The sequence below is a fragment of the Pseudomonas sp. M5A4_2d genome, assembly GCF_053345295.1.
In genome coordinates, this window is the sequence record NZ_JBKEZW010000003.1 from 226,293 (window position 1) to 239,571 (window position 13,279).

The 13,279-nt window shown below is 60.0% G+C and carries 11 protein-coding genes; 2 read left to right on the forward strand and 9 right to left on the reverse strand.

What is annotated here, in order from left to right:
- Positions 1-21: 21 nt before the first annotated feature.
- Positions 22-1,881, forward strand: a complete 1,860-nt coding sequence (locus tag ACLBW8_RS11575) for an O-antigen ligase family protein (protein ID WP_447805399.1) — start codon at positions 22-24, stop codon at positions 1,879-1,881.
- A 45-nt stretch (positions 1,882-1,926) separates the two neighbouring features.
- Here ACLBW8_RS11575 and ACLBW8_RS11580 read toward each other — a convergent pair whose 3' ends face one another.
- The 9 genes from ACLBW8_RS11580 to ACLBW8_RS11620 form a co-directional block, all read right to left on the reverse strand.
- A complete protein-coding gene (locus ACLBW8_RS11580) occupies positions 1,927-2,811 on the reverse strand; it encodes a glycosyltransferase (protein WP_221293768.1) in 885 nt (294 codons plus the stop codon).
- Positions 2,808-3,962, reverse strand: a complete 1,155-nt coding sequence (locus ACLBW8_RS11585) for a glycosyltransferase family 4 protein (RefSeq protein WP_447805400.1) — start codon at positions 3,960-3,962, stop codon at positions 2,808-2,810. Before ACLBW8_RS11585 ends, ACLBW8_RS11580 begins: the two co-directional genes overlap by 4 nt.
- Complete coding sequence (locus ACLBW8_RS11590; RefSeq protein WP_447805401.1) at positions 3,959-4,843, reverse strand: DUF6625 family protein; 885 nt, start codon at positions 4,841-4,843, stop codon at positions 3,959-3,961. The genes ACLBW8_RS11585 and ACLBW8_RS11590 overlap by 4 nt, the downstream gene beginning before the upstream one ends.
- A gap of 60 nt (positions 4,844-4,903) precedes the next feature.
- Positions 4,904-6,319, reverse strand: a complete 1,416-nt coding sequence (locus ACLBW8_RS11595; protein ID WP_447805402.1) for a PIG-L deacetylase family protein — start codon at positions 6,317-6,319, stop codon at positions 4,904-4,906.
- Positions 6,316-7,212: an antimicrobial resistance protein Mig-14 gene (locus ACLBW8_RS11600; RefSeq protein WP_447805403.1), complete on the reverse strand. Its 897-nt coding sequence runs from the start codon at positions 7,210-7,212 to the stop codon at positions 6,316-6,318. The genes ACLBW8_RS11595 and ACLBW8_RS11600 overlap by 4 nt, the downstream gene beginning before the upstream one ends.
- Positions 7,212-8,342 carry a glycosyltransferase gene (locus tag ACLBW8_RS11605; protein ID WP_447805404.1) on the reverse strand — a complete coding sequence of 377 codons (1,131 nt, stop codon included), beginning with the start codon at positions 8,340-8,342 and terminating at the stop codon, positions 7,212-7,214. The genes ACLBW8_RS11600 and ACLBW8_RS11605 overlap by 1 nt, the downstream gene beginning before the upstream one ends.
- The gene (locus ACLBW8_RS11610; RefSeq protein ID WP_017138507.1) at positions 8,326-10,083 is read right to left on the reverse strand and encodes a carbamoyltransferase family protein; all 1,758 of its coding nucleotides are present in this window, start codon (positions 10,081-10,083) and stop codon (positions 8,326-8,328) included. The genes ACLBW8_RS11605 and ACLBW8_RS11610 overlap by 17 nt, the downstream gene beginning before the upstream one ends.
- 141 nt (positions 10,084-10,224) lie before the next feature.
- Positions 10,225-10,581, reverse strand: a complete 357-nt coding sequence (locus ACLBW8_RS11615; RefSeq protein ID WP_407015890.1) for a YceK/YidQ family lipoprotein — start codon at positions 10,579-10,581, stop codon at positions 10,225-10,227.
- Positions 10,582-10,646: 65 nt separating this feature from the next.
- Positions 10,647-10,982, reverse strand: a complete 336-nt coding sequence (locus ACLBW8_RS11620; protein ID WP_064454844.1) for a YceK/YidQ family lipoprotein — start codon at positions 10,980-10,982, stop codon at positions 10,647-10,649.
- Positions 10,983-11,154: 172 nt separating this feature from the next.
- Between ACLBW8_RS11620 and ACLBW8_RS11625 the strand changes: the two genes are divergently transcribed.
- The gene (locus ACLBW8_RS11625) at positions 11,155-13,257 is read left to right on the forward strand and encodes a TonB-dependent receptor family protein (RefSeq protein ID WP_447805405.1); all 2,103 of its coding nucleotides are present in this window, start codon (positions 11,155-11,157) and stop codon (positions 13,255-13,257) included.
- The last annotated feature ends 22 nt before the right edge of the window (positions 13,258-13,279 follow it).

Here is a 13,279-nt window from a genome sequence, read left to right on the forward strand (position 1 = left end):
ATTCTGGAATGGCTTTTCTGTATGCACTCCAAGCGCCTTGCCTATGGCTCAAATCGCGTTTTCGACTTCCTGGTCCTATGGATTTTGCCCATTGGCTTGTTGTTGCTCCTGAGTTCGCTGTTTTACGTCACCAATCGCAATGTCATGCACCGGTTCTACTACGGTTTTTTCAGTGTGCCGACCTTGTTCCTGCTGTGCTTGCGCCCCCGGGAAATCAAGGAGCTGTTGCGTGAACCCCTGATCGTCGCGTTCCTGGCGTTTTGCGCCTGGGCGCTGACCACCGTGTTGTGGAGCCCGGAACCTACCGGCGACTCCAACCTGTTCAAGGTGCCACTGCAAACGTTCATGCTGTTTGCCGGCTGTGGGCTGCTGCTGCATTACCGCAAAGACCTATTCAAGCCGATATTCTTCAGTGCCGCCGTGATCGCGCTGGTGGTGTGCCTGTGCAACCTGGTGGCATTCGCCAAAGGCTTCGAGCCCGGCCTGAGCATGCGCATGATCGGGGGCCGTGGCGCGCTCGACAACCCACTGCTCAGCTCCCACCTCTTCGGCTTTTTCTGCGTCTATTGGCTCTATATCTGCATCACCACCCAGCGCCTTCGCGTGCTGTGTTTCAGTGCGCCTGCACTGGCGATCATGACGTTAGCGATCCTGGCCACCGGCTCCCGCACGCCGCTGGTTGCACTGACGCTGGCCGCCGTGTGGATCGCCTTTGTCAGCCGCAATCGCCGCTCGGCACTGATGATTGCAACCCTGGTGCTGGGGGCTGCGGCGCTTCTGCTGTTTTATCCCGAGGCAATTACCGAGCGTGGCAGTTCGTACCGCTTTGAGTTGTGGGGCATGACGCTGCAGCGTATCGCCGAGCACCCCTTCATCGGACACAGCTACGACTCCGAATTGTCCCTGATCGTGGACGGTGTCGATCTGATGGAACCCCACAGCTTTGCGCTCGGCGTGCTCTATTACGTCGGCATCATCGGCTTTATCCCGTGGATCTTCATGCTTGGCTGGGGCCTGTACAAAGGCTTTAAAGAGCGGGCACAGCCGCTGTTCCTAATGACTTCCGCCCTGCTGGCCTACGGCATCGGCGCCGGCCTGACCGAAGGCGGTGGCATCCTGTCGCGGCCCAAGGAGCACTGGTTCCTGCTGTGGATCCCCCTGGCCCTGATCGCCGGCCTGAGCATCGCCAAACGTCGTGGCAGCCTGCTGCGCATGCCGGTGCAAACGCCCAAGCAGCAGGCGTTTGAAGCACTGCGCAGCGGCGCTGATGTCATCGAGGAAGATGGTCTTGGGCCGAAAGTCCTGCGCCTGCAGGATGGTAGCTTCCTCAAGCTGTTCCGGGCCCGCCGCTGGTACACCTCCGGCATGTTCAACCCCTATTCGGAACGCTTTGTCAGCAACAGCGAACAACTGCGACGGCTAGGCATTGCATCACCGGCCATCCTTGATCTGTATTACCTGCAGGATGGCAGCAGCGCCGTGCACTATCGGCCGCTGCCCGGCCTGACGCTGCGTCAGGCCCTGCAAAGCCTGGACAGCAGCCTGCGTGAATCGCTGATTGAACGGTTCGGCCGGTTTATGGCTCAGTTGCACGAGCGCGGTGTGTACTTCCGCTCCCTGCATTTAGGCAATGTGCTGCTCTTGGAGGACGGTGAGTTCGGCCTGATTGACGTGGCAGACATGCGCATCTTTCCGTCAGCGCTGCGAAACACGCTGCGCCAGCGCAACTTGAAGCATATGCAACGCTATTCGCAGGACCGCAACTGGTTGTTCGAAACCCATTTCGAACAGCTTGCCAACGGATATGCGTCGGTCGCATCGCCGCAAGCCACGCTGAAAATCCGCGAGCAGGTCCTCACACTCGCTCGCCCTGCCACCTGAAGGCGAGCCCGGTGCGCCCCTGAAACGGGGCGCACTCACGCGGTATCAGTCTTTTTCCAGCGGGGAAAAATACAGTCGGCCAAGGCCGCGCCAGGTTTTCTTGTTCCAGGCACGAAACGGGATCTGCGCCAACAGTTCTCGCGCCAATGCACGATTGCGATTGGACGTCTTGAGGAACATGGAGCTTAGGAACTTGTAACGCACCTCGTCATATTGCGGGTGGTCACTGAACAGCGCGTAGGAACGCAGGATGTTGTCGATCATGAATCGATGATTCTTGTACGAGTTGGTAGCGTGCTTGCGGTAGCGCGCCATCACCACGTTCAAACCGTCGATGAAGTACCCGGCGCGGGTAATCTTCAGCTCGATCAACAAGTCTTCCAGGCGAATCTGCGGATCGAACCCACCGACCTTTTCCAGCGCCTCGCGCCGGATCATCAGCGTGGGCGCTGGCGGGTAGGGTTTGCGCTCCAGGAACATATCGTCGAAGTCCAGGCGACGAAAAGGCACATCCCGGCGCTGGCGTTTCTCGGGAAACAGCTCGCCGTTGGAGTCGATCAGCTCGATATTACCGGCACAGATACCCACCTCAGGCTTGCCATCCATATAGGCCACCTGGGTCGCTATGCGCTCCGGCAACATGATGTCGTCGGAGCCGAACGGCACAATCAGCGGGCCTTGAGAGCGTGCAATCGCGCCATTGAGCGTATTGGTCAGCCCTTGATTCTGCTGGACACGAAAGTCGAAGGCATGGTGTTCCTGCAATCGACGAATGCGCTCGACACTGTCGTCTGTCGACCCATCGTCAATCACCAACAGCTCAATGTTGGGATACGTCTGGTTCAGGACGCTGAGGATGCTTTCCTCAATGTAGGGTGCATGGTTGTAAGACGCGATGATCACCGTGACCAAGGGCTGACTCTGGTTCATACATTGTTCCTGCGTGCTTGAGCCAATCCTGAATCAATCAGTTCCAGGTATTCCTGGCGGAACACCTCAATGTCGTGCTGCGCCTGAAGGTACTGATAAGCCTGCTCGCCTTTCTGCGCGAGCGCTTCATCGGACAGCGCCAGGTAGGTGTCCAGCGCCTGGGTCAGCTCGGGCACGTTGGCCGGCTCCACCGCCAGGCCACCCGCGCCTTGAATCAGCGGCAGCATGGCCGGTACGCTTGAGGCGATCACCGGCAGGCGACCGCTCATGCCTTCCAGCAGTGCCAGGCCCAAGCCTTCTGCCAGCGACGGCATCGCCCAGATATCAAAGGCGCGTACGTATTGCAGGGCATTTTCCTTGAAGCCCAGCAAATGCACACGACCCGCCAGACCGAGGCTGTTGATTTGCGCGGCCAGGTTGGACTCTTCGCGCCCGGCACCAATGATGGCGAGCTGCGCAGAAGGGTATCGGTCTTTAAGCGCCGCAAATGCCTGCAACAAATAGGTGTGGCCCTTCACCGGCACCAGGCGCCCCAAGGCGCCGATCAACCGCACCGAAGGGTCGATGCCCAGCAACTCGCGCGCGCGTTCACGCGAATGCTGCAAGCCTTCGGCCTGCTCGATGTCGATGGCATTGGTAATGGCGTAGGTATTGCGGTCGGTAAACCCGCACTTGCAGTCCAGCAGGTACTGCTTGACCGCTGGCGACACGCCGACAAAACGCCAGTGCTCGTCGATCCAGCGCTGGGCCTGCTTGCGTCGGTAAAGGCGGTCGTACTCGCCAAAGCCGTGGGAGATGCCGATGCACAACGGGATCTTCAACCAACGGTTCAGCTGCAACATCATGTTGACCGGCTTGAAGCGGTTGCACACCACGACGTCAAACTTTTCCTTGCGGCAAAACTGATACAGCCGCCACATGGCGCGCAGCCTCAAGCCCTTGAGCGACTTGTCGGAAAACTCGAAGTAAACGGACGTTGCAGCGCGACTGACCGGGTCCGCAGGCCCAGGCCGGCCACGCAAAAAGGCGGCGGTGACTTCATAGCGGTCCGCAGGCAATGCCTTGACGATCTGTTCGGCCAGGTCGGCAAAATCATGGGATTTAATATTGTAGTCAGGCTGCAATTGCAGGACCTTGAGACGCCGACTCATAACTCTCCTCGATGGAAACCTGTGGCATCAACAACCCAGGATTTTTCAGCGGCCAGCGTCGCGATGTACTCGGCGTCTGGCGCCGGCAGCAACGGCCACTGATTGCGTTTCCAGCAGACAAAATGGAAATACGGAAACTCGCGGTCGCCATCCCTGTCGTTGGTCAGGCGACCATTATTCCAGAACCATTGATGCGGAAAGCGATCAGTGCCGTCGTGCCATTTGATCGCACCACCCGGTGTACTGAACGCCTCGGTGAATTCACTGCGCCGACGCCACGGGTTGAGCTTGCCTACCAGCTCGAACAGTGGCTTCGGGAAATTCTTGCGCCATAGGAAGATCCTGCTGAACGCGCCTTCATCCAGCGCATGATGCTCCTGATCAGTGAAGCGCGCTTCCCAATCCTTGATCTGCATGAACACTTGGCGCTTTTTGGCGGTATTGCGCATCAGGCACAAATGGCCGGCCACCCGCCGCTCATGGGTCGAGAACAGGTCATAGCCGGCCAACCGATCGGCAGTGAAGTATTCGCGCAGGTTGCCATAGATCAGGTCGAGGTCGCCAAACGCCCAGAAATCGTAGCCTTTGAGGCGGTCAGCATGAATGTGCCCCAGCGCTGGCTTGATATCACACAGCTTATACGGCGCTTGAGGCGCAAAGTTGATGTACAACCGCTGTGACACCAAAGCGCAGTAATCGGCAAAGCTAATGCTTTCAATCCGGACGTTGTCCGGCACGTTGGCCGGTATCGGACAGTCGCTGAACAACAACCAGTCGATGTCCGCGTTGCGTCGGCAGCTTTCGAGAAAAAACGGCATCCAGAATGGCCAGTGACCAAAGTACGGGATAAGAAAAAGGATGCGGGGGCATGGATTAATCACTGGGGACTCACTGTCATTTTTTTTACTGGGACGTGCTGCACGCCACTTCGTTGCTTAACGTTACTTGTACTTGATGAACCAAAAAAGTTCATGCCGCCGCACGGCCTTGCGGAAAAACTCATTCTCACCCCACGGCGAAACGGCTCTTCCAGCCAGCAGGTGTTGTATGACACGCCGCACCCGCCGCTTGAACGGCATCCTAGGTTGCAGGTCATGCATCATGCCCAACGACATCGCCTTGTCACATTGCCGGTCTTTGGATAACGGCAGGCAATAAGGCGACAAAGTGTAAGTGGAATCAAAGGCTGGCGGCAAAGCAACACCGTTGCCCGAATCCCCCATAGGCCAGCGGTCGTTGTCATGCAGATGGTTGGCGTAGCCGAGCAAAGTGGTCGGCTGCCACTCCAGGCCCTGCAAGGCTTCCAATACCGCCTGCTGAGCGCAGATATGGTCAGGGTGTGGGTCAAGCACCGGATGGGGCAACACGATGACTTCAGGGCGTGCCATCAACAGCACGGCCCGCAGGTCAGCCAACAGATTGTTCCAGGTTGGCTGGCCGTCGGTGTCGGCAGGCAAGGGGAAAGGGTTGAATTGGCGAAACACACGAATATCGCTCAGCTCGGCCTCTCGAGAAGCCACTGCGCGATCCGGCTCGGCCTTCATCGCCGCCAACTGCAGGCAAAAATACCCAAGCTGAACGGAGTGTTCTTGCGGCACACCCGCCCAACGCGGCACGGCGATGCTGTCCCAGGCGCGCAAACGGCCCTTGAGCCTTGCCGCCTCAGGCTTGCCCAAGCCCATTTGCTGATAGCGCTCGGCTTCAATCTCGCCGGCCGTCAGCGTCACGATCCAGGGTTGCGCCGCCTGACTGTACAGGCCAAAAGCTGCAAGCTCGGCATCATCGGCATGGGGCGCAATCACCATCACCCGCTGCTGGCGCACATCAGGCTGGCGGAATACCGACAACACAGGCGCGCCCTGCACACGACAGAACCGACCACGCAGCTGCAACTGCCCATCGAGCAGCGCTTGCGTTTGGCCGGTCAGGTTCAGATAACGCAGGCCATTGACGCCGCGCTCGAATACTTGACGGTCACCGTCCGGCAGGGCGATGAACGGGTCGACAAAGCGGCCCAGCACACTGCTCTTGAGCCGCAGCGCGAGGATCAACGTCTCGTCGCCCGACAACTCAACGGTTTCGCCCAGCAGCAGCCGGCCCTCGCTCAGCACCACCTTGGGCTGCTCGGTATCCGCTGCAAACTGATACTGGTAGTCGTCCTTGGGCGAGTAAAACAGATGGTCGGCAAACCAGGCTTCATGGGCGACCCAAGCCAGCACTGCCAACAGCAGCGGCAGCCACCAGGCCACCAGCACACCCACGCCGACCAACACCAGCAAACTGACCAACAGACCCATGCGTTTATTGCGGCGATGGCGCTTGAGCAGCGCCTGCTTGCGGCTCGTAGACTCACTCATACCGTGAACACCGGCACGGGGTTGCACCAACGGTCCTTGTACTCGCGGTCCGCACGGCCAAACGAAAACCGCAATGGCTTACCGGCTTCGCGTGCTTGCTCCCAGGCACTTTGGGTATTGAGGAAGCTCAATACGCTGCCCGGGCTGAATGCGCGGGTTTCGGGGTCCACGCCGCCATTGATGTACTCGACACTGATCCACTGCGGCGCTTCGACGCGGTAGACCAACTGAATGGCGATCGGCGCATCGTTGAGGAAAATCACCGAACCGATCAGCCACTCACGCAGCAGCTCGATCACCTGTGCCATGCGTTCGGCGCCCGTGGCGGGAAAGCCCCAGCGGCGCTGAAACAGGTCGCAGTAGATCGCCGACAGCTCTGCGCTGGAGAACTCATGCACCGGCCGCACCACACCGCCCGCCTCTTCCAGCAGGCGCAACTCGCGGCGTTGGTTATAACGAAACTTCTTCGACAATTCTTCCGGCGTACGCGCCATGGCCAGTTGCTCGGCCTGCGGCTTGAGGCCCGCAAAGCGGCCCTCATTCAGGGCCGACAGGTAACGCGCGCGATGGCGCAGCGCGGCTTGGGCATCCTCGGCGGCGGGCAGGATCAACTCGGCGTTACCCAGGTCGAACAAGCCTTTCTTGCCATGCCGTTTGAGAACATCCTTGGACAACGCCAGGTCGCGTCCCCAGGTCGCAATGCAGGCCTTGAGCTCGCCGCCCTGCTCCCATGCCAGATAGCGCACGGGAATGTCAGCCAAGCCGGCGAGACGCTCGACCACCTGCGGATGCGTGGCGACACTGCCACCAAAACGCTGCCAGGCTTCGCTGTAGGTCGGCGCGTCAACGACGGACCAGCCGCGCTCGCGCCAGCCTTGGAATCGATTGAGCATCAAGCCCTCGCGGTCAATTCAAGTACGGGGGGCAACTGCCAGAAAGTATCGCGCACCGCCTGGTCAGAAAACCGTTGGTGCAGGCGTTCCAGCATCATCTCGGCACACAGCTGGTGCTGTTGACGATCCATCGCCGCCAGGTGCCGAAGGCCCTGGCCCAAGTGCTCGGCATCACCCAACGGAAACAGAATGCCCACACCCTCGACCACTTCCCGGGCGCCGCCGCAGGACGTTGCGAGCAACGGCACACCGGCGACCATGGCTTCCAGCAACACCATGCCGAACGGCTCATGATCGGAGCTCAGGGCAAAGGCGTCGAACGCGCGAAAATACCGGCGTGCGTCCGGCACCTGGCCGAGGAACAGCACTTGGTCGGCAATGCCCAGCTCGCGCGCCAGAGCCTTGAGGTCTTTCTCCAGGCGCCCGGTGCCGAGGATCGCCAGGCGACTCTGCGCCGGCAAATGTGGCAACGCCAAGGCAAAGCCCTTGAGCAAGGTAGCCTGGTCCTTGTCCGGATGCAGGCGACCGACGTTGCCGACCACCCATTCATCCGGTGACAGCCCCAGGGCATCCCGCGCCTCATCGGCCGGCACCTGCAGCGCTTGCATGGTCTCGACATCGATGCGGTTATACAACGTCTGAATACGCGCCGCAGGCCAGCCCGGCAGGCAGCGACGCATATCATCGCGCACCGCATCGGACACACCGAGCAGGCTCAGGCGCTTGCTGAAAATCGACGCGAAGAGCTTGCGGCTACGGCGCTGATAGTCACCAAACGCATGATGCACGCCGATCACCGGCAAGCGCGTGCCGAGCAAGGCGATATAGATCGGCTTGAACCGGTGGGCGATGCAGAAACTGAAGTTGCGCGACGCGGCGATCTTGCGCAACTCACGGATGGCGCCCAGCTTCAGGCCACGAATGGCCTTGGAACTGAACTCCATGAACAACACTTCATCGGATGCGCAACCTGCGGCTACCGCAGGGTCGGCGGCCCCGGTAAGAAACACCGTGGTCACCTTGTAGCCGGTGCCTGCGAACAAACTGGCGTACTGCCGCGCGCAGTCCAGAAACGGCCCGTCATAGCCGTGGCAGAACTGCAGGACGTGGCGCTCAGCCGACCGAGTCATAAGGGTCCACGCCGTCTTTGACGACCAGGATGTCTTCCATGATCAGGTATTGCAGGTCGGAGCCGAAGAACATGTTCAGCGCGTCGGTCGGCGAGCAGATCATCGCTTCGCCACGGCGGTTGAGCGAGGTGTTCAGCGACACGCCGTTACCGGTCAGCACTTCCAGCTCTTTCATCATGTCGTAGTAGCGCGGGTTGTATTCGCGCTTGAGCACCTGGGCGCGGGAGGTGCCATCTTCATGGACCACTTCCGGTACGCGGGTTTTCCACTCTTCCGACACTTCAAACGTGAAGGTCATGAACGGCGCCGGGTGATCGACCTTGATCATCTGCGGGGCCACGGTGTCGAGCATCGACGGGCAGAAAGGCCTCCAGCGCTCGCGGAACTTGATCTGGTGGTTGATGCGGTCGGCCACGCCGGTGGCGCTCGGGCAACCGATGATCGAACGACCGCCCAATGCACGCGGGCCAAACTCCATGCGGCCCTGGAACCAGGCCACCGGGTTACCGTCGACCATGATCTTGGCGATGCGCTTGGGCATGTTTTCGATCTTGCGCCACACCGGCTTGCTTTCGTGTTTGGCGCACGCAGCGATCACGTCTTCGTTGCTGTAGGACGGGCCGAGATAGACGTGTTCCATCTTCTCTACCGGTACACCACGGGCGTGGGACACATAGGCCGCCGCGCCAACCGCGGTGCCGGCATCGCCGGACGCCGGCTGCACGAACAGCTCTTTGACGTCGTCACGGGCAATGATTTTCTGGTTCAGCTTGACGTTCAGCGCGCAGCCGCCGGCGAACGCCAGCTTGCCGGTGTCCTTGAGGATGTCGCCCAGGTAGTGGTCGATCATCTGCAGGGCCAGCTTTTCGAACAGTGCTTGCATACTGGCCGCGTAGTGGATGTAAGGCTCGTCGGCGATGTCGCCTTCGCGCTTGGGACCCAGCCACTCAATCAGTTTTGGCGAGAAGTAGAAACCCTTGCCCTTCTCTTTATAACGGCGCAGACCGATGACGTTGGCGTAATCGGTGTTGATCACCAGCTCGCCGTTTTCAAACGAGGCCAGGCGCGAGAAATCATACTTGCTGGCATCGCCATATGGCGCCATGCCCATGACCTTGAACTCGCCGTCGAGCATCTCGAAACCGAGGAACTCGGTAATCGCGCCATACAGGCCACCCAGGGAGTCCGGGTCGTAGAATTCCTTGATCTTGTGGATCTTGCCGTTTTCGCCGTAGCCGAAGAACGTGGTGGCGTACTCACCCTTGCCGTCGATGCCCAGGATCGCGGTTTTTTCCTGGAAGCCCGAGCAGTGGTAGGCGCTGGAAGCGTGGGCCAGGTGGTGTTCAACCGGCTCGATCTTGATTTTTTTCGGATCGAAGCCCAGTTGCTCCAGGCACCAGACGATCTTGTTGCGATAGCGCTTGTAGCGACGGTTGCCCATCAGGATCGCGTCGAGCGCGCGGTCCGGGGCGTACCAGTAACGCTTGGCATAGTGCCAGCGCGCCTCGCCGAACAGGCTGATCGGCGCGAAGGGAATCGCCACCACGTCAACGTCGGAAGGCTTGATGCCGGCTTGTTCCAGGCAGAACTTCGCCGATTCGTAAGGCATGCGGTTCTTTGCATGTTTGTCGCGTACGAAGCGCTCTTCTTCGGCGGCCGCGATCAGCTTGCCGTCGATATACAACGCTGCGGAAGGATCATGGCTAAGGGCGCCGGACAGGCCAAGAATCGTCAATGCCACAGGGGTCTAGCCTCTTTTAGTCTGCATACAGGCGGGTTGCGCCTGAAAAAAGTGTGCCTCCCGCCTGGGCGAGAAACAGCTAAAGGGCGGGATTATAACTTAAAAGCAGTAGGAAGCTGTTAGCGGCAACCGGCAAGCGGGCTACTGGTAGATCTCGATGCTGCCGTCCTTGCTCTGGCGGTAGATCGTGTAGGGCAACACCAGCGTGTCCGCCACGCCGGAGGCGAGCGCCTCGATGGCAATGATCGGGAAGGCATTGCCCGCACGGTCCGAGAAGCTTTGGTCGTTCAGGCTTTTGTCAGGCTTGGGCTCGCCGTTGAGTGTGCAAAAGCCGTAGATAACTCCGCTGTATATACGCGGCACGTTTTCGCAGTGACTGCGTGATTCCTTGAGGTTCTGGCTGGCAACCGCGTCCGGGCGGAAGACGGTATTGATCGTTCCGCAGCCAGTGAGCAGTACGAGCGTTAGCGCCAATAGAATATTAGAAACACGGTTCACGGATGACTCCTTGTGTCTTGAACGGGCGAATGCGGACAACGCCGACGTGCTTATACCTCCCCCGCTCAAGAGCCGCCGGGGCGCCAATAGATACTGATATTGCCGTCACTCGCCTGTCGATAAATCGTATAGGGCAACACAACGGTGTCGGCAACGCCGGACACGGCAATGTCCAGCAACACGAAGGGTATCAATATACCGGTCGGGTCAGGTGCCGCATGCAGCGAGCAAAAATCAAAGGCCACCCCACTGTAAACGCGGGGTATGGATTGGCAATAGGTTTTTATGAGCCTGAGTTCACGCGCGGTGTCACCGTCTTTGCGAATAACGCTGTTCACGGTTCCACAACCGCTCAACAGCAGTGCAGCAACGCCCAGTGCAACCGTAATGTTTACTGTCATAGTGCGGCCCTCACAAACGGTCAGCCACACTATCACCGGGGTATCGGCCCACCCACCCCGGCGCGCCGACAACTTACGTGAGAAAAATCCGAAATGGTAAAAATTGACCAAGTCACTAAACTCGCGCCCTTTTGCGCGTTTATGTCCTATGCGCCACAGATATCGGCTGACCATGAAAACCTTTGCCCGCCTCACCTCGTTGCTGCCCTGCCTGCTTGCCCTGAGCGATACCACCCTGGCCGATGATGCACCACTGATCCTCGACCCCAGCGTCGTCACCGGCTCGCGCAGCGCCAACCCGACCTTTGACCTGCCCTACTCGGTCGACAGCATCAGCCGCGAACAGATCAGCGACGGTCAACTCGGCATCAACGCCTCCGAAGTCCTGTCCCGCGTGCCCGGGCTGGTGGTACAGAACCGTCAGAACTATGCGCAGGACCTGCAGATTTCCTCACGCGGCTTCGGCGCGCGCTCGGCGTTTGGCGTACGCGGCATCAAGCTGATTGCCGACGGCATCCCCGCCAGCACCCCGGACGGCCAGGGCCAGGCGGCCACGTTCAATCTCGATACCGCCGAGCGCATCGAAGTCCTGCGCGGCCCGGCAGCCACCTTGTATGGCAGCAATGCCGGCGGGGTCATCCAGATGTTTTCCCGCGACGGCGAAGGCCCGCCACGCATCGGCGCTGAAACCCTGGTGGGCAGCGACGGCCTGAACAAAAACCACCTGACCGCAGAAGGCGCGGCGAACGGCGCCGGTTTCGTGCTCGATGCCTCGCGCATGGACACCGACGGCTACCGCGACCACGGCAGCGCCCGCCGTGACCAGACGTTTGCCAAGCTTAACTTCCAGCCGGATGACGACAGCAAGCTGGCGCTGATCTACAGCAGCCTGGAGCAGAACGGCACGCAGGATCCGCTGGGGCAAACCTGGGCGGCGTACAAGGCCGACCCGCGTTCGGTAGCGCCGGCCGCGTTGCAATACAACACGCGAAAAAGCATCGACCATCAGCAATTAGGCATGAATTACGAGCGCTACATCGGTGATGCGACGCTGCAGGTGAATGCCTATACCGGGCAGCGCAGTGTGATTCAGTACTTGTCGATTCCGGACAAATTCGCTAGTGGCGCACTCAACCCGGCAAACGCTCGCGGCGGCGTAGTGGCTTTCGACCGCAAATTCTACGGCGGCTCGGTCCACTGGCTGCAACCCATCACCAGCGCCCCCGGCGACCTGACCCTGATCGCCGGCCTTGATTACGACCGCAGCCAGGATGATCGCCAAGGCTATTCCAACACCCTCGACGGCGTGCACGGCGTCAAAGGCGCGTTGGGCCGCGATGAAATCGACACCGCCACCAGCCTTGACCCGTTTGTGCAAGCCAACTGGCTGCTGGGCGACTGGACCCTGCAGGCAGGTCTGCGTCACAGCACCATGAAGATGGATGTGGACGACCGCTTCCTGAGTGACGGCAATGACAGCGGCAGCAAGACTTATCAGAAGAACACGCCATCGGTCAGCGTGATGTATGCCTTCACGCCCGACCTGCACGGTTACGTAAGCGCGGGCAAAGGTTTCGAAACTCCGACTCAGGCGGAGTCCGCGTATTCCAGCACTTCAAACGGCTTCAACTTCGCGCTCAGGCCGTCGGTCAGCAAGCAAATTGAAGTCGGCCTGAAGGCACGCATTGGCCAGGACACACGCCTGAATGCTGCCGTATTCCAGATCACGACTGACGACGAGTTGGTCGTGCAACAATCCAGCGGCGGTCGTACCACCTATCAAAACGCTGGCCGCACCCTGCGCCGCGGTTTCGAACTGGGCATCGAAAGCCAGCTGTCGGATCAGTGGAGCACGCACCTCGCCTACACCCGCCTGCAAGCCACTTACGACAGCGACTTCGTCAGCGGCGGCAACACGGCCATCAACAAAGGCAACTACCTCCCCGGCGTGCCGCAAACCACGCTGTTTGCCGAGCTGAACTGGAAACCCCGCGACTGGGTCAGCACCGCCCTTGAAGGCATGTACCGCAGCAAGGTCTACGTCGAAGACACCAACCAGCAACACGCCGCGCCGGGCTACAGCGTGTTCAATTGGCGCGCACGCTTCGAGCAGAAGGTGGAGCACTGGACCTTCCACCAGACGCTGCGCCTGGATAACTTGCTGGATCGCCAGTACGTCGGCTCGGTGATTGTCGGTGACGGCAACTTCCGTTATTACGAAGCGGCGCCGGGGCGGTCGTGGTATGCGGGCGCGGGGGCTGAATACCAGTTTTGATCAGGTCATGTAGCGCCTGAGC